The 16,952-nt window shown below is 47.7% G+C and carries 13 protein-coding genes, 4 tRNA genes and 2 pseudogenes; 9 read left to right on the top strand and 10 right to left on the bottom strand.

The features are described 5' to 3' along the window. Positions 1–90: 90 nt before the first annotated feature. Positions 91–1,500: a D-serine/D-alanine/glycine transporter gene (cycA, locus tag RS889_RS14795; RefSeq protein ID WP_315707815.1), complete on the bottom strand. Its 1,410-nt coding sequence runs from the start codon at positions 1,498–1,500 to the stop codon at positions 91–93. 352 nt (positions 1,501–1,852) lie between these two features. Between cycA and RS889_RS14790 the strand changes: the two genes are divergently transcribed. Next, positions 1,853–1,928 (top strand) — tRNA-Lys (locus RS889_RS14790). A 446-nt stretch (positions 1,929–2,374) separates the two neighbouring features. Here the strand turns inward: RS889_RS14790 and RS889_RS23835 are convergent. Next, positions 2,375–2,545, bottom strand: coding sequence for a DUF2594 family protein (locus RS889_RS23835; protein WP_425475082.1), 171 nt, complete (start codon positions 2,543–2,545; stop codon positions 2,375–2,377). Positions 2,546–3,188: 643 nt separating this feature from the next. On the opposite strand from RS889_RS23835, the gene uvrY reads away from it, so the two are divergent. From uvrY to RS889_RS14760, 6 genes are all read left to right on the top strand, one after another. Beyond that, a complete protein-coding gene (gene uvrY, locus RS889_RS14785) occupies positions 3,189–3,845 on the top strand; it encodes a UvrY/SirA/GacA family response regulator transcription factor (RefSeq protein WP_021015390.1) in 657 nt (218 codons plus the stop codon). Continuing rightward, entirely contained in the window at positions 3,838–5,670 is a 1,833-nt protein-coding gene (gene uvrC, locus RS889_RS14780) for an excinuclease ABC subunit UvrC (RefSeq protein ID WP_315707814.1), read from the top strand. The genes uvrY and uvrC overlap by 8 nt, the downstream gene beginning before the upstream one ends. A gap of 56 nt (positions 5,671–5,726) precedes the next feature. Then, positions 5,727–6,275 carry a CDP-diacylglycerol--glycerol-3-phosphate 3-phosphatidyltransferase gene (gene pgsA, locus RS889_RS14775; RefSeq protein WP_021015392.1) on the top strand — a complete coding sequence of 183 codons (549 nt, stop codon included), beginning with the start codon at positions 5,727–5,729 and terminating at the stop codon, positions 6,273–6,275. Positions 6,276–6,416: 141 nt separating this feature from the next. After that, positions 6,417–6,492, top strand: a tRNA-Gly gene (locus RS889_RS14770). 37 nt (positions 6,493–6,529) lie between these two features. Then, positions 6,530–6,603 (top strand) — tRNA-Cys (locus RS889_RS14765). An 8-nt stretch (positions 6,604–6,611) separates the two neighbouring features. Continuing rightward, a tRNA-Leu gene (locus RS889_RS14760) sits at positions 6,612–6,698 on the top strand. Positions 6,699–7,031: 333 nt separating this feature from the next. On the opposite strand, the pseudogene tnpC reads toward RS889_RS14760, so the two are convergent. The 7 genes and pseudogenes from tnpC to RS889_RS14725 all read right to left on the bottom strand — a co-directional run bounded on the left by tnpC (position 7,032) and on the right by RS889_RS14725 (position 14,393). Next, a pseudogene (tnpC, locus tag RS889_RS14755) lies at positions 7,032–8,618 on the bottom strand (IS66 family transposase). Between the two features lie 45 nt (positions 8,619–8,663). After that, positions 8,664–9,032, bottom strand: a complete 369-nt coding sequence (tnpB, locus tag RS889_RS14750) for an IS66 family insertion sequence element accessory protein TnpB (protein ID WP_290180505.1) — start codon at positions 9,030–9,032, stop codon at positions 8,664–8,666. After that, on the bottom strand, positions 9,032–9,340 hold the full coding sequence (tnpA, locus tag RS889_RS14745; protein WP_315707813.1) for an IS66 family insertion sequence element accessory protein TnpA: 309 nt from the start codon (positions 9,338–9,340) through the stop codon (positions 9,032–9,034). The genes tnpB and tnpA overlap by 1 nt, the downstream gene beginning before the upstream one ends. Before the next feature lie 233 nt (positions 9,341–9,573). Continuing rightward, a complete protein-coding gene (istB, locus tag RS889_RS14740; protein ID WP_315707812.1) occupies positions 9,574–10,371 on the bottom strand; it encodes an IS21-like element helper ATPase IstB in 798 nt (265 codons plus the stop codon). After that, complete coding sequence (gene istA, locus RS889_RS14735; RefSeq protein ID WP_315707433.1) at positions 10,371–11,543, bottom strand: IS21 family transposase; 1,173 nt, start codon at positions 11,541–11,543, stop codon at positions 10,371–10,373. The genes istB and istA overlap by 1 nt, the downstream gene beginning before the upstream one ends. A gap of 270 nt (positions 11,544–11,813) precedes the next feature. Further along, positions 11,814–13,124 carry an MFS transporter gene (locus tag RS889_RS14730; RefSeq protein ID WP_315707811.1) on the bottom strand — a complete coding sequence of 437 codons (1,311 nt, stop codon included), beginning with the start codon at positions 13,122–13,124 and terminating at the stop codon, positions 11,814–11,816. A gap of 72 nt (positions 13,125–13,196) precedes the next feature. Beyond that, entirely contained in the window at positions 13,197–14,393 is a 1,197-nt protein-coding gene (locus RS889_RS14725) for an L-talarate/galactarate dehydratase (protein ID WP_315707810.1), read from the bottom strand. 310 nt (positions 14,394–14,703) lie between these two features. Here RS889_RS14725 and RS889_RS14720 point away from each other — a divergent pair, with 310 nt between their 5' ends. Then, the gene (locus RS889_RS14720; protein WP_315707809.1) at positions 14,704–15,708 is read left to right on the top strand and encodes a LacI family DNA-binding transcriptional regulator; all 1,005 of its coding nucleotides are present in this window, start codon (positions 14,704–14,706) and stop codon (positions 15,706–15,708) included. A 198-nt stretch (positions 15,709–15,906) separates the two neighbouring features. On the opposite strand, the pseudogene RS889_RS14715 reads toward RS889_RS14720, so the two are convergent. Beyond that, positions 15,907–16,047: pseudogene (locus tag RS889_RS14715) on the bottom strand (TonB-dependent siderophore receptor); the annotation flags it as partial. 418 nt (positions 16,048–16,465) lie between these two features. On the opposite strand from RS889_RS14715, the gene RS889_RS14710 reads away from it, so the two are divergent. Beyond that, positions 16,466–16,894 carry a TOBE domain-containing protein gene (locus RS889_RS14710; RefSeq protein ID WP_315707808.1) on the top strand — a complete coding sequence of 143 codons (429 nt, stop codon included), beginning with the start codon at positions 16,466–16,468 and terminating at the stop codon, positions 16,892–16,894. Positions 16,895–16,952: the final 58 nt, after the last annotated feature.

Genomic DNA, 16,952 nt, shown 5'->3' with positions numbered 1-16,952 from the left:
CGGTCAGTTATCTGATATAGCTGACCGCGTTAATCCAACCTTCCTGGTATTTCTTTGATTTCCTTCAGCACATATATCCTGCCAGAACGATTAAATCGTCTGTTTTTTCTTATAGATGAAGAGATATGCAATAGCCAGCACAATAAACCATATTGGTGTGACAAGCAGTGCTTGCCGGGTATCTGGCTGTAGCATCAGCAGGAATAGTACAAAAGCGAAGAAGGTGATGCACACCCAACACATGAATTTACCTAATGGCATTTTGTATTGCGAACTTTCATGTAGCTGAGGTCGGTGTTTCCGATAAGCCAGATACGAAAATAGAATAATGCTCCAGATAAACATGAACAAAATCGCTGATACCGTAGTAACCAGAGTAAATACAGTCATTACATTAGGGATCAGATAGATAAGAATGACACCTGACAGCAGACAGGTACAGGAAAACAGAAGTCCAGTAGAAGGAACTGCGTGCTTTGACAGAACACCGAAACGTTGTGGCGCATCACCTTGTCTGGCCAATCCGAATAGCATGCGACTCGTGGAAAATATTCCACTGTTGGCAGATGAGGCAGCAGAGGTTAAAACCACAAAATTGATTATGCTGGCAGCTGCTGGTAATCCAACCAATACAAACATTTCAACAAACGGGCTGCGATCTGCTGCAATATGACTCCAGGGCGTGACTGACATAATCATGACCAGCGCGAACACGTAGAACATAATGATGCGAATCGGTATGGCATTGATAGCACGCGGTAATACAACATGAGGGTTTTTTGTTTCAGCAGCTGTTGTACCTACCAATTCAATGCCTACAAAAGCAAATACTGCTATCTGGAAGCCGGCAAAGAATCCAGTAATCCCTTTGGGGAACATCCCGCCATCGTTCCACAAGTTGGTAAAAGAAGCGGTGGTGCCGGATGGAGAGGGAAAGTGCATGGCAACGAGTACGACACCTATAATGATTAGCGCAGTGATAGCAATGATCTTTATCATCGCAAACCAGAACTCCATTTCACCAAACAGCTTAACAGTCGCCAGATTTAACGTCAGAAGCAGCAGTATACATAGCAAAGAGGAAATCCACTGGGAAACGTCGGGAAACCAGAACTGTGTATAGGCACTAATGGCAACAACATCTGCAATACCGGTAACTATCCAACAGAACCAGTAAGTCCAGCCGGTAAAAAAACCTGCCCAGGGGCCGAGCAAGTCGGCTGCAAAATCACTGAATGATTTATAGTTCAGGTTTGAGAGCAATAGCTCACCCATTGCTCGCATGACAAAAAACAGCATAAAACCAATAATCATATAAACGAAAATAATTGATGGTCCTGCCAGACTGATGGTTTTACCTGAACCCATAAATAGTCCGGTACCGATAGCACCACCAATAGCAATTAGCTGAATATGTCGGTTAGTCAGATTTCTTTGTAAACCGTCATGGCCGGTTTCTGTGAGATCACTAGCTTCAACCTCTTTTGATTGATCTACCATTTAATTGTTTTTCCTGTCTCGTGTCTGTGATGTTGTTAGATGCTCTTGAATGGCTCTCTGTAATATTTCATTCTAAACCAGTAGTAATATTATAGTGTCACTGCTGTACTTATTTTATAAGGGGTGAGCACCATTTCATATGGTGAAATAATGTTCGATGTGAGTCTGCCTATTTTGTAGCCAATTAGACGGTAAGTAGCAAATAAGTTCACTACAGTACAAGATATAGTATGAAAACCCAAACTTGGCAGCGAGAGTGTTGTTTAAACACAGTTATCTCTCTCCGTTAGTTAAAAAAACAATACGAACCATTTGACAGATGGCGTTAATCAGAGAATAATGCGTCCCCGTTGGGTCGTTAGCTCAGTTGGTAGAGCAGTTGACTCTTAATCAATTGGTCATAGGTTCGAACCCTATACGACCCACCAACACTTACCTTATGTCATTTATTTTCATTCTGTTTTTTTCATCTGCATGTAAGATATCCATTCGCGTTGACTGATTAAATTCTTCATCAATAGGAAATGTTAATTAATGCATTTTCACTAATTAATTATTTTGCACGAAATAGTCTCAATTGACAGTATTATAAACTGAATTGCAAAATATAGTTTATATCCGTCATATTGCAAGTTGTTGGCGCTCAGCCACTCAAATTACTTACCGGGATCCTTTTGCTTGCCGTCTTTCTGCGCCTCGAAACCTATTGGGCGTAGAATAAAAATAGATAATAAACGAATGCATTAATATGATGATTAAAATAAAAAAATGATCTATTACTCTATAGAAAAACTATGACTTCTTATCAAAAATTATACTGTTATCTATAACAGGTTATCTTTGTCTGTTTTATTTTGTTGCTAAATGTTTCTTACTAAGTCAAATATTTCGTTTGGGTGGCATATTTCTCTATTTTTATGATTACTTTACCTATATCAAACTGACTAATCGTTTTTGAAATTAGTGTCAACAGCGTTTTTAAACAAGCCGTTTTGTATGCTGAAGCCTCTCCTGAAGTTATTGTAGTGAAATCACTATCGGCCATATTTTTTCTTAAAAAATATAGTCGGTACTGAGATCTGATAAGTTTCAGGACATCATTACCTTTCAGATTATGGAATTAGGGCCGAGTATAACATATGGAATCCGGGTTCTTTCTATTCAGAATAAATTCCCAATAGTAAAAATGTATATTTTTCGCACATTATGAACCTTTTGGGTTATATTTGTCTGTCCTTGATTATATGGCTGCTGAGCTTTAAATGCATTTGATAACAAACATAGTAAATTCTGTATGGATATAAAGATGCTAGCTATAGAAAATAGTCGCAGTAAAGCTAAGTGATTGTTATAATCGACTTATAGAGAGTAAATTCACGTATTTTTATCATAAAAAAATTGACTTTATCATATTGATTTATAAAGTATTTTTGATTTTTTATTGGGTTTTGTCAGTGTATGACTCCCATTCTCTAAAAGCCAGGTTTGAAATGTTGATGCTGTGACGGAGGAGAGTTCTATTTCTAGTACTCTATTGGTATCCTTAACTAGAGCTTAGAACATATTACCGCATGGTAAATAAAGTACATTTTTAATTAAAAAGTGTATTCATTGTTTTTTTAAACCACGTAGTATCACCTGCAACATTTCGTCTGTAAGTGTTACTCTCTTTTTTGGAGAATTGTTCTTTGATTAGCGTTTTTCTTGTTGATGACCATGAACTGGTGCGGGCAGGGATACAGCGCATTCTCGACGATATCAAAGGCCTTAAGGTCGTTGGTGAGGCTCAATGTGGCGAAGATGCTGTAAGATGGTGCCGCAGTAATCGTGTTGATGTCGTCTTAATGGATATGAATATGCCTGGGATCGGCGGCCTTGAAGCCACACGCAAAATCGTACGATTTTCTCCCGAAATAAAGGTTATAATGCTGACTATATACACAGAGAACCCTTTGCCTGCTAAAGTTATGCAGGCTGGTGCGGCAGGCTACTTAAGTAAAGGTGCTACACCTCAGGAGGTTATCTATGCGATTCGGTCCGTTCATGCCGGTAAACGTTATATCGCTTCCGATATTGCACAACAGATGGCATTGAGTCAGTTAGAGCCACAGACCGAAACGCCTCTGGAACGCCTGTCTGAACGAGAATTGCAAATTATGCTGATGATTACCAAAGGGCAGAAAGTGACGGAAATTTCCGATCAACTTAATCTGAGCCCTAAAACCGTGAATAGCTATCGTTATCGAATGTTCAACAAGCTGAACATTAATGGTGATGTGGAGCTGACCCATCTGGCAATTCGACACGGCCTGTTTAATGCGGAGACATTGATTAGCAGTGAGTGAATGTTTTGATTCCCTGGCGTTCCTGAAGACGGTAACCAGTCGACCTGGGGTTTATCGTATGTATGATGCCAGTAACACGGTGATCTATGTCGGTAAGGCAAAAGATTTAAAAAAACGTCTTTCCAGTTATTTCCGCAGTCATGTTCCCAGCCGTAAAACAGAGGCTTTGGTTCGAAGTATTTATCAGATCGATGTCACGATCACTCACACTGAAACTGAAGCTTTACTGCTAGAACATAATTACATCAAGCTATATCAACCGCGTTATAACGTACTGCTGCGGGATGATAAATCCTATCCGATGATTTTTTTGAGCGCAGATCCTCATCCACGTCTGTCGGTGCATCGTGGTGCTAAGCATGCCAAAGGAGAGTATTTCGGACCGTTTCCTAATGGAAACGCTGTACGTGAAACTTTAATGCTATTGCAAAAGTTGTTTCCAGTCCGTCAGTGTGAAAACAGCGTGTACCGCAATCGTTCCCGTCCTTGTCTACAATATCAGATTGGTCGCTGTCTTGGGCCGTGTGTGGCCGGGCTGGTAAGTGAGGAAGAATATTTGCAGCAGGTTGAATATGTTCGCCTGTTTTTGTCTGGCAAAGATCAGCAGGTATTGACCAAGTTAATTGAACGCATGGAATTGGCAAGCCGGAGTTTGAAGTTTGAAGAGGCAGCTCGTATCCGTGATCAAATTCAAGCAGTACGTCGGGTAACGGAAAAACAGTTTGTCTCCGGTGATGGCGATGACCTGGATGTAATTGGTGTCGCTTTTGATACGGGTATGGCATGTGTTCATGTGCTTTTTATCCGTCAGGGGAAAGTATTGGGAAGCCGTAGTTATTTCCCGAGAGTCCCTGGAGGAACCGAGCTGGGAGAGGTGGTGCAGACATTTGTCGGGCAGTTTTATTTGCAAGGTAGTTTATCCCGGACTTTACCGACGGAAATATTACTGGATTTCACACTTCCCGATCAACAGCTTCTCACGGAATCTTTGACAGATATTGCCGGACGTAAAGTACAAATTCAGAGTAAACCCCGGGGTGACAGAGCCCGCTATCTCAAGCTGGCGCGTACAAATGCAAGAACTGCACTGGTAACCAGACTTTCTCAGCAGTCGACTATCCATCAGCGATTGACCGCACTGGCCAATGTACTCAAGCTGCCAAAAATCCAACGGATGGAGTGTTTTGACATTAGCCATACGATGGGGGAACAAACGGTAGCATCATGTGTGGTTTTTGATGCCAATGGTCCACTACGTTCAGAATATCGCCGCTATAATATTACCGGGATTACACCGGGAGATGATTATGCGGCGATGACTCAGGTACTGAGGCGTCGCTACGACAAGGCGTGGGATGAGAGTAAGATCCCGGATGTCATCATTATTGATGGCGGAAAAGGTCAGTTAGGGCAGGCGAAAGCCGTTTTTGACTCTTTAGCGGTTCCTTGGGACAAAAGTAAGCCGTTACTGTTAGGGGTTGCGAAAGGCAGTGATCGTAAGGCCGGGCTGGAAACGTTGTTCTTTGAAGCGACAGGTGATGGTATTGCCTTACCGTCAGACTCTCCCGCTTTGCACGTTATCCAACATATTCGTGATGACTCGCATGATCACGCCATTAGTGGACATCGTAAGAAAAGGGCAAAAGTGAAAAGCACCAGTACGCTTGAAACTATTGAAGGTGTTGGCCCGAAACGTCGTCAGATGCTCCTGAAGTATATGGGAGGACTGCAACCTTTAATGAATGCCAGTGTTGAGGAAATTGCTAATGTGCCGGGAATTTCACCTGCATTGGCAGAAAAAATCTTCTATGCATTGAAACACTAGGGACAATGTAGCAACATACTCACAATATCACTCCAGCCAACAGTGACTTAAGCGCTATGCAATTTAATATACCTACGTGGCTTACCCTGTTTCGTATTGCTTTGATTCCTTTCTTTGTGCTGGCGTTTTATCTTCCATTCGCCTGGGCACCCATGGTTTGTGCCATTATTTTTGTGTGTGCAGCCGTTACTGATTGGTTTGATGGCTTTCTCGCCCGACGTTGGAAACAAACTACCCGGTTTGGTGCTTTTTTAGATCCCGTAGCCGATAAGGTGATGGTTGCAGTCGCACTGGTATTAGTTGCCGAACATTACCATTCATGGTGGATTACGTTACCGGCTGCTACCATGATCGCGCGTGAGATAATTATCTCTGCATTACGTGAATGGATGGCTGAGATTGGTAAACGAAGCAGTGTGGCTGTTTCCTGGATCGGCAAAATCAAGACTATGGCGCAGATGATAGCGTTACTTGGATTACTATGGCGTCCTGAGCGCATTGTTGAAGGTATCGGTGTGATTGCGCTATACATTGCGGCAGTGCTCACTTTCTGGTCAATGTTTCAGTATTTGAACGCTGCACGTCACGATTTGTTTGAACATTGATCGGGGCGCCTTAAAAAACAGCAAACAGATAGAGTTGGTTGATAATTTTATTGACTCACTGCGTCAGGTAAGTAGAATGCACCGCATCGACAGCGGCGCTGTTTATTGGAACGTTTTGATAAACAAAGTATTCTGTTCGTTGCGGGAATAGCTCAGTTGGTAGAGCACGACCTTGCCAAGGTCGGGGTCGCGAGTTCGAGTCTCGTTTCCCGCTCCAATTTTATCCTATAGTAGCTGCAAAGATTTTAAGGTAAGGCGCGTTGGCAGAGTGGCCATGCAGCGGATTGCAAATCCGCCTACCTCGGTTCGACTCCGGGACGCGCCTCCAAATTTTCGGCCCAGGTGGTGGAATCGGTAGACACAAGGGATTTAAAATCCCTCGGCGTACGCGCTGTGCGGGTTCAAGTCCCGCCCTGGGCACCATTGATTTAATTTAATAAAAATAATAAGTTATAAAATAATTCTATACCACCGCAAGGTGGTTTTTTTGCGTCTGAAGGTCCCTTTCCTACTATTATTCCTAATATGATTTTTGCGCATTTGGTGAATATGCAATTATTTTGAGTCTTTATTCTGACCGCCAACGACCGGTGCGATCGGTATTTTACGATCCGTACCATGCTGTCTGGCTAATTGTCATATGCCCCGAAATCGCCTGTTTCAGGGCAAAAACGATCTGCTCTTCAGTGAATCGTGACTTCTTCATCGGCACTATCTCCGTTTTAGTGTAAGCGCCGTTAAATCGACGTACTCCCCCTATCCATACTGCGACACATTTTTTAAAAAGGGGACCAGGTCCACATTCCAGGGCAATAACGCGTCGAGTTTTTCTTGCGTATCCGCCTCGCCGATGTGATCCAGCACATACTGGATATACGCCGTCGGCTCTAACTGATTGGCCTTCGCCGTTTCGATCAAGGAATAACACCCGGCACTGGCGCTGGCGCCCTGCGAACTGTCGGCAAATAGCCATGCCTTGCGACCGACCGCAAACGGGCGGATGGCATTTTCCGCCAACGCATTGCTGATGTTCACCTGCCCATGATCGCAATAACCTATCAATTCTGCCCAGTGGTTGAGCGTGTAGTCCATGGCTTGACGGGTCAGCGATCCCTTCATCATCTTGCCAACATTCTGCTCCAGCCATAGTTTAAAGGTATTGAGCAACGGCAGACTATGTTGCTGGCGAGCCTGATATTTATCCGTTGCACTGCGCCCCTGCAGGCTCCGTTCAATGCCATACAGTTTACCGATGTAGCCCAGCGCCACATCCGCTTTAGTGGGTTTGCCTTTGGCAGATTTTGCGCCCTTGGGGACCGCTTTGCCCGCTTCAATATATTTGCGCCGGGCATGATCCCAGCAGCCGGTACGCACGAGATTGTTTTCACGGCACACCGCGTCATAACCGGCATAACCATCGGTTTGCAAAATACCCGTGAATCCCGCCAACAGGCGCACGGGAACACTACCGGCGCGGCTCGGATCATACTCAAACAGCACTGAGGGTTTATCGGGGGGGCCACCGCGTATCACCCACATCCATTTGTCCGATTGGGCGGTTTTGCCTTCTTCTTTCAGTACCTGGATGCGGGTTTCATCCATTTACAGGTAACGGCTGCTGTTTTGTACGTCACGCAGCCGGGCCAGCAGCGGGGTAAATACCTTGTCCAGCCGGATGATCCAGTGGGCCATATTGGTGCGGCTTACCGGGTGGCCACTGCGGGCAAGCATGTTTTCCAAACGGTACAGCGGCAGCCCATCGGCATATTTGGCCACGATGATATAGGCCAGCAAGGCGGTGGTGGCAAAACATTTGCCCAGCGGATGGACCGGGCGGCGGGCCGCCACGATAAACTCCTCGCCATCGCGGTCAAACACCGCTTTTTCCTGCCAGTATTCGATGACTTTTAATTGGGCGGGAATAAACGCCAGCTCTTCTTTAACCTTGCTGAAGAAGGTGGCGCGGGCGCCGGCTTTTTCTTCGTCGGACAGGCACAACTCCACACGTTCACGCAGCAGGTTGGCGGAGAAACCGCGTTGGCGTTTTTGGGTGCCAGACGGCGGTGGGGGCGGCGATACGTCATCCGGCAGTTGAGCCAACAAGGACTCCATTGCCACGTCCAGTTCGGCTTCATCGAACAAGGCAATCTGGTCAGTATGCCGCTCACTGCTGGCGGCAAACTGTTGGGCTTTTTTGAGGCGGAGCAGTTCTTCGAGTAGGGCGATATAACATTCGCGATGTTGAAGCTGTTGCTGAAGTTCCTCGACCTGCGCCAGCAATTCAACCGCAGATAAACTGCGGTTGTCTGGGTTTTCGGCTGGCGGGAAAGTGGGCGTTTTCATGGTTAAATTATAACAAAAACAGCCACCTGATGCTTCCTGTTTCGACTAATTAACGCCATCATAATGCAGTTTTTTATGCCCATTGAGTAGACTGATATCGTAACCATCAAGCAGCCAGTTAATCTGCTCCCCGGTCAGGGGTAACAGGTCATCGGCCAGACTGGGCCATTTGAACTTCTCCTCTGCCAGCGCCTTGTAATAAAGGACAAAACCATTGTCTTCCCACATCAGACATTTGATTTTATTGCGCTGGCGGTTAGTAAAAGCATACAGCGCCCCGGTAAAAGGATCGTGTCCCAATTCCTGTTCTATCAGCGCCGCCAGCCCGTTGACCTGCTTGCGGAAATCGATGGGTGCGCGATAAAGAAAAATCTGTGGCATCGCCAGCGCCGGGCGTAAGTCACGGTTACGCATCAGAGTTGCCTGAGAATAGCGCCCAGCAGGGAAACATTGCGGTCATTAAGACCGGTGATCACCAGGCCATTGGGCAATGAGAGTGTCAGCTCGGTTGGGGTGTCGACGTGGGTGATGTCGGCGGTGACTTTGGCAAACCCTGGGGCCCGCGCTTGAGTCGGGTTATCGGTACAATATTTTTGCCGCCAGTAAACAAACTGGTGGTATGTCAGCTGCTGTTGCTGGCAGAAAACCTGGCCAGAAAGACCGGATGCTTGCCAGGTGGTGATCTGTTCGCGCCAATGCTCGGCCCGCTGTTGAGATGTCATGATTGCGCCCTGCATTTATGGTAGACAGCGGCAGTGTGGCGCAGTTAATCACTGAAAAAAAGATGCCGATTTAAGGGCGCTTACGTTTTAGTGGGCGTTATCATGCCGGAATTCTGTTTCTGAATGGATCAGGATTGTGGGGCAGGGTCAGAACCGGAGTGAAATGATGAACGTTGTCAACGCCACGATCTTTGACCGTTATTTGCCATTTTCATGCCCGCTAGATGCTTTCTTTACTGATGCTGTCCGCTTTCCGCCATTTCATCGTCACTGATTGGCGTGGCGTTTTTGGCCAGCACTCCAGCTTTGCGTTTCTCCTTTAACCGGTAGCTTTCTCCTTTGATATTCAGCGTGGTTGAGTGATGCAGCAGCCGATCCAGGATCGCCGTAGCCAGCACGTTATCTCCGAACATCTCTCCCCAGTCTGCGAAGCCTTTATTTGACGTCAGGATGATGCTCGCTTTTTCATATCGACGGTTCAGTAGCCGGAAGAACAGGCCGGCTTCCTCTCTGGTCATTGGCAGATAGCCTATTTCATCCAGGATCAGCACCCGGACATAACTCAGTTGCTGTAACTGGCGCTCCAGCCGGTTTTCCAGTTTCGCTTTCATCAGCGTCGCGATCAGTCTGTCCAGTGGCATGAACAGTACCCGATGCCCTGCATCCGCCGCTTTCACGCCGAGAGCAACGGCCAGATGGGTTTTCCCGACACCTGGAGGACCCAGCAGGATCACATTCTCGCAGCGCTCCACGAACGCCAGACCGGCCAGCTCCCGGACAACCTTACGATCGATGCCCGGCTGGAAGGTGAAGTCGAACTGCTCCAGCGTTTTGACCCATGGCAGACGCGCCTGCTTCAGTCGGGACTCCATGCCGCGCTGATGTCTGCCGTTCCACTCCTGCTGCAGCGCCATGCACAGGAACTCCCGGTAGTTCAGCTCTTTTTTAGCCGCCTGCTCCAGCAGGCTTTCAACGTGATAGCTCAGGTGCTCCATTTTCAGGCGACTCAGCAGCGCTTCAAGTTCATGCATCACAGCAACTCCTCATAAGCACTCAGTGGGCGATGTTCTACCATGCTGACCTGCTGCCAGAGCGGGGCGTGGTGTTCCGGCACAGTCTGCCAGCCAGACGATGCTGAACAGAGTCGGTGTGACGCCACCTGTTGCTCATTGCTGTAGATCCGCAACTCATCATCCAGTGAGATCCGTATTGAGACCGGCTGTCCACACAAGGTTTCAGGAACACTGTAACGATTGCCGCCAACCTCGATATAACTGTCCCAGGACACATGGCGGATGTCGAAGTAGCTGGTATCGAAGTCTGTATCCGGCAACGGCTGCAGATGCTCCTGTTCCAGCGCGAAGCGCTGTTCCGGTGTTTCTTTGAACTGGCGAAGCTCCCGTTTATCAGCAACATCCGCCATCCACTGCTCCAGTTGCTGGTTAACATGAGCGAAGCTGTCGAACGTGCGGTACCGGACGAAGAAGTTCTCCTTGAGATACTTCACCATCCGCTCTACTTTTCCTTTGGTTCTGGCCCTGCGTGGGCGGCAGGCCCGTGGCAGGAAGTCATAGTGATCGGCCAGCAAGAGGAACCCGGAGTTGAACACCACTTTTCCGTTGTTATTTTTCAGCACCGCTGCCTTCTGGTTATCAACCAGCACAGTTTTCACACTGCCATCGAAGTAGCGGAAGGCGCGAACCAGCGACTCATAGGTGTGTTCAGCATCCTGCTTTGGCGCGGCGAAGACATGGAAGCGTCGGGAGAACCCCAGCGTATTAACCGCGAAGTTAACTTTACACCGTAGCCCGGCAACCTCCAGCTCGACTTCGCCCCAGTCGTGCTGGAGCTGATATCCCGGCTGGGTTTCGAAGCGAACCGTTCTTTTTGATGGGCGCATTTTACGTTTGGGCTGGATGTAGTAACGCAGCATGGAACGCCCGCCGGTATAGCCCATTGCCTTAATTTCCGCGAGGATGACCTCGCTATTCCAGACATTCTCGGCCAGGCGCATGTCGATGTAGTCCATAAACGGTTTCAGCTTAACCATTTTGTGGCGAGTCTTTCTGGCTGGCGGTTCAGGGTATTTGAGGTAGCGTCTGACAGTTCGTTCAGAGCAACCCACCTGAGTCGCAATATCGACAATGTACGCACCCTGCTGGCGCATTTGCTTTATCATGTAAAAGTCCTCTCTGCTCAGCATGTTGATGTCCTTTCTGGTGTGAGAACCTAAAGGAAACAACATGTAGGGTGGAGCGGACAATACTAATGGTGAATTACCGTCTTATATCACTGGCGCTAACAACGTTAAACCTATTCGTAACGACCAGGACTATAAAGAGGCGCTTAAAGCAATATCGCCACTCTTTGTGTAAGCATCCCTGCAAACTGAAGCACGCACTTTGGGCTATCTTACTCACGCCGTTCCGGCTATTTCCGAAACAGCGCGAGTAAAGTGGTGACCACTGAGCAATCAGGCGGTAGTGGGGGCCAGGGTAATCCGGTTCAGCGGCCCGACGACAAACAGGTAAGAAACCGTCCCAATCAACCCCATTGAACCCACATATAAAATGGCGTAATTGAATGACTGTGTATTGGCAAGGATGATACCAATCACCAGTGGCGTGATGATGCTTGCCATATTACCACACATATTGAATACGCCACCTGCAACGCCCAGAACCTCTTTGGGCGAAGTGTCGCTCAGTACACACCAGCCCAGGTTACCAAACCCTTTGGCGAAAAAAGCCAGGCTCATGGCGGCAATCACCACAAATTCTGAAGACGTGTAATTGGCAATCACTATCACGCAGGAGAGCAGCATTCCGCAGATGACCGGGAGTTTACGTGCAATTGTCAGATTGTAGCCACGTTTGAGCAACCAGTCAGAAAAAACGCCACCCAGCAGGCCACCGATAAATCCGCATATCGCAGGAATACTGGCAACAAAACCCACTTTAAGAATAGACATCCCCTTTGCCTGATACAGATAAGTTGGAAACCATGTCAGGAAGAACCAGGTAATTGAAGTGAGGCAGAACTGGCCGATATATACGCCAACCATCATCCGGTTCAGGCAGACACCTTTGATTTGTGCCAGGGTGATTTTCTGCGTCTCTTTTTGGCTACCCAAAGCGGGTTCTCCGCCACCTTCACGGATATAGTCAATTTCATGTTGATTGACTTTTGGGTGCTTCAGCGGGTCTTTTACCTTAATCAGCCAGAGTGCTCCAAGAATAACGCCGGTTGCGCCAATATAATAAAAGACAAAATGCCAGCTTAAATTATGCAGAATAATGGTCATTAGTGGGGTGAAAATCCCTAACGAGATATATTGCGCGGTCTGGTAAACTGAAGTTACAAACCCGCGTTCATTATTAGGAAACCACTGAACACTTAAACGGCTATTTGCCGGAAAAGCGGGTGCTTCAATCGCGCCCATCAAGAGACGCAGAATAACTAAAACAATTAATGGGCTGGTATACAGATAAACCGTACCCTGTAGCATCGTTACCAGTGACCAGATAATCAGTGCGCAGCCATAAACCAGCCGTGAACCATAGCGGTCGAGTAACCAGCCACCCGGTAACTGCATAATGACATAGGCAATGCCGAATGAGGAAAAGGCCAGGCCCAATGCTTCGGGATCAAAGGCCAATTCTTTTCCCATGATAGGGGCTACGACCGATAATGTTGCGCGGTCTGCATAATTAAATACCGTAGCGAGAAACAGAAATATCAGAATGCTGTAGCGCACTTTAGTGCGCTTTATTATTGTGCTCATTTATCGACTCCGCAGGTAAGGGCAGAATGATCTCTGTAGGGATAGAGGGCGGGCATTACCCGCCTCGGGTTATCAGGGGCGTTTGCCGAATTCGCAACTGAGTTGCGTCCAGCGGCGAGCCTGTTCGCTGAGTGTGAAGCCCAGGCCGTGCCTGTCAGAAATCCACATACGCCCGTCACGCAATTCAAGCTGTTCGTTGAATAATGGATTCAGCCACTCGAAATGCTCCAGCCAGGGATCAAGTGGGTAGGCTGCGGCCAGATGCAGGTGAACCTCCATGGCGAAGTGTGGCGCGAGTTTACGACCATGTTTTGCCGCCAGTTCCATAATTTTCAGGAATGGCGATATCCCACCGACACGTGGAGCATCGGGCTGAACAAAGTCACTGGCATTACCGAGGATCAGTTGTTCATGCTCACGGAAGCTGGTGAGCATTTCGCCTGTTGCTATGGGCGTATCGAGGGCGGCGGCAAGTTGTGCATGGCCTTCCACGTCGTAGGCATCCAGCGGCTCTTCAATCCATATCAGGTTAAATTGCTCCATTTTGCGCCCCATGCGGATAGCCGTTTCCCTGTCCCACTGCTGGTTGGCATCAACCATTAATGGGAAATCATCGCCCAGCGCTTCACGTACTGCTGTTAAGCGGCGCAGGTCCTCGGCACAGTTGGGCTGGCCTACTTTTAACTTAATTCCTCCAATTCCATTCTCACGAGAGATAACAACATTTTTCAGCACTTGTTCCAGTGGGGTGTGCAGGAAGCCGCCTGAAGTGTTGTAACACTGCACAGAATCCCGATGGGAACCCAGTAATTTTGCCAGGGGTAAATCAGCGCGTTTGGCCTTCATATCCCACAAAGCAATGTCGATAGGGGAGATAGCCTGAACAGCCATACCGCTGCGCCCAACCGACGCCCCCGCCCATAATAATTTGGTGTAGATTTTTTCGATGTCATTGGGATCTTCGCCGAGCAGGTTATCGGCAATTTCTTTAGCATGCGCGTAAATACCCTGGCCTCCGGCCCGTTTGGAATAACTGAAACCCACGCCTTCAAACCCGTCACGGCTGCGGATTTCAGCAATGATAATGGCGACTTCAGTTAAAGGTTTTTGCCGGCCAGTCAGTACTTTGGCGTCGCTGACAGGTGTTGCCAGCGGCAGAAATGCCAGTGACAGTTTTACCCACTCAATCCGGTCTCCGGTTTCAGCGGCGGTTTTTCCATTTGCCACTTTTGCATAGGTAACAGATTCAGAATTTGCACTTAAAGACATCGTTCTCTCCTGATTAACTAAAATGATTGCGCTAACATTTTTATTTTCAATGAACCGGGTTATCCAGCGATGAGACGTAAATTTGAACAATAGATCACAAATAAAGGCGATATTTTGGCAGTTTTTTTAAAAAGATCACATTTTCAACTATTAGCATTGTCTGTGGATATCTAAATGGTTGCGTTAACATTTTAATGGATGGGGAGATGCCGGGCTGTTGTTTTTATGGCCTGAACGTTGGGGTGCTGGCAATGACCAGAGGCATGATGAATAATGTGCAGATAAATCAACGGATTTCAGGGAATCAACGGTGAATAGTACCAAACATCCACGCGCCCCTACGCTGGAAGATGTTGCACGCAATGCCGGGTTGTCGCCTATGACGGTAAGCAGGGCGTTGAATAGCCCACAGTTGGTGCGCCCAAAAACAGTTGAGAAAGTAATGCTTGCGGTTCGTGCCACGGGTTACATCCCTAATGCCATGGCCGGGGGGCTGGCATCGCGGCGCAGTAAACTGGTGGCGGTTGTGGTGCCTCAAATTAACAACAATATGTTCGTGGATACCATCCAGGCACTGAGTGATGAGCTTGCACTGCGGGGCTACCATATGTTGCTGTGCGTGGCAGGGTATACAGAACAAACTGAAGCCGAGCTGGTTGCCACGTTGCTTTCCCGCCGCCCTGATGGTGTGGTTATCACGGGTATTCACCATACAACCGAACTCAAAAAAGTGATTCTTAATGCCGCCGTTCCGGTGGTGGAAATTTGGGATTTAACGCCAACCCCGCTGGATATGCTGGTGGGGTTTTCTCATGAACGTGTCGGGCAGGCAACCGGGCAATATCTGCTACGTAAAGGGTATTGTCGCCCCGGGTTACTGTGGACATCAGACAGCCGTGCAGCCCAGCGTAAGCAAGGTCTGTGCGACGTACTTACCGGCCATATCGGCAAAGCAATCCCCCAGGTGGATGTAGCACTTCCGGCATCACTGGCTCTGGGGCGTTCCGGGTTGTCGCAATTGCTTGGCGACGGAACATTTGATGTCATTGTGTGCAGTTCAGATACTTTGGCACAAGGCGCAATCATGGAGGCTGAAAGCCGGGGTATGCGGGTGCCTCAGGATTTGGCCGTTATGGGGTTTGGCGACCTGGATTTTGCAGCCAGCAACCGGCCCGCGATTACCACCATCAGTGTGGACCGGCGCGCTATTGGGCAGCGGGCAGCTTCCCTGCTGGCCAACCGTATTGAACAACAGCACTGCGAGGAGTCGATTATTGATATCGGTTTCCACCTGGTTGAGCGTGAATCTGCCTGAATACATAAAAACATGCAGCAGTTGATTTTTACCAGTCCGCACAGTACGAAAAATTTTGCTGCAAGGGGCTACCCGGGGCTGATGCGCAGCTACAAGAGGGGAATTCACCCGGTACCGCTACAGTGTCGGGAAGCAAGTTAAACCCGTATCCCGCCGCAATCAGGCCTGCTGGCGGGAATGTGCTTGTTGCCGTTATGCTTAAAACCGGTAATTTGCTGACACACTGAAATTACGCGGTTCGCCGTACACCACGGAACCATTCAGGTTTTCATCATAGGTTTTATCGAACAGGTTATTAATATTGGTCTGCACCGTAAGGTTTTGGGTCACCTGGTAGCGGCACCGTGGAGAAGATTGAGCCCTGCTGAAGTCGCGTGATGAAGTGTACCGGAGGATAGCAAGACAGGCGCACCCGGAGCGGTGGTCAGGCAAGATGAGAAACAGGCAACCGCAGGTGCCGTTACCCTGAATCCAGAGCGGGCAAAACAGGCCGCTTACATTAATCAGGGGTGACAACTTCCTTGACTCTTACCGTATTATCAATGCGGCGATAAGCCACCGTGATCTCCGCGTTCTGCCGGGCTGATGAACGCTTTATTATAGGTGTTCCAGCCACTATTTTATTGAGTTGTGTTGGAAGCATTGTGTTGCGCGTCATAGTGAGGTATTACACTATAAAGTGTGGGGTATTGTAGTAACCGCCATATGGATTGAGCTAGACATGTGTCATTTAATAGACAAATGAAAAGGAGTAACTATGTCAGTTTCTGCAAGAAATCAATTAACAGGTATTGTTTCAGGTGTTATTCCTGGGGCGATTAATAATGAGGTCATACTGACGCTGGATGGCGGGGAGCAACTGGCAACCGTGATTACCAAGGCGAGTTGTGACTCTTTGGGCTTAGCTCCGGGTAAAACGGCGATCGCTTTGATCAAAGCGCCTTGGGTTATTTTGGCATCGGTAGATTGTGGGTTGAATTTTTCAGCGCGTAACCAGTTTGCAGGGACAGTGAAACATGTGATTAAAGGTGCGGTGAATTCTACAGTGCATATCGAAACTGCTAATGGATTAAAACTGACATCTAATATCACTAATGAAAGCATGGATGAAATGGCGATTGCGAAAGGAAGTGAAGTGATTGCTTTAATTAAAGCATCTAATGTGATTTTAGCGACTCCAAAATAATATTTTCTGGCGTTGTTTATTTTAATGATGAACTCTGATATTCCCTGATACGTTATCG

It is taken from the genome of Brenneria uluponensis (assembly GCF_032395385.1).
Taxonomy (GTDB): domain Bacteria; phylum Pseudomonadota; class Gammaproteobacteria; order Enterobacterales; family Enterobacteriaceae; genus Prodigiosinella; species Prodigiosinella aquatilis.
The sequence above is the reverse complement of the archived record's forward strand: the minus strand, read 5'-3'. Positions and strand labels throughout refer to the sequence as shown.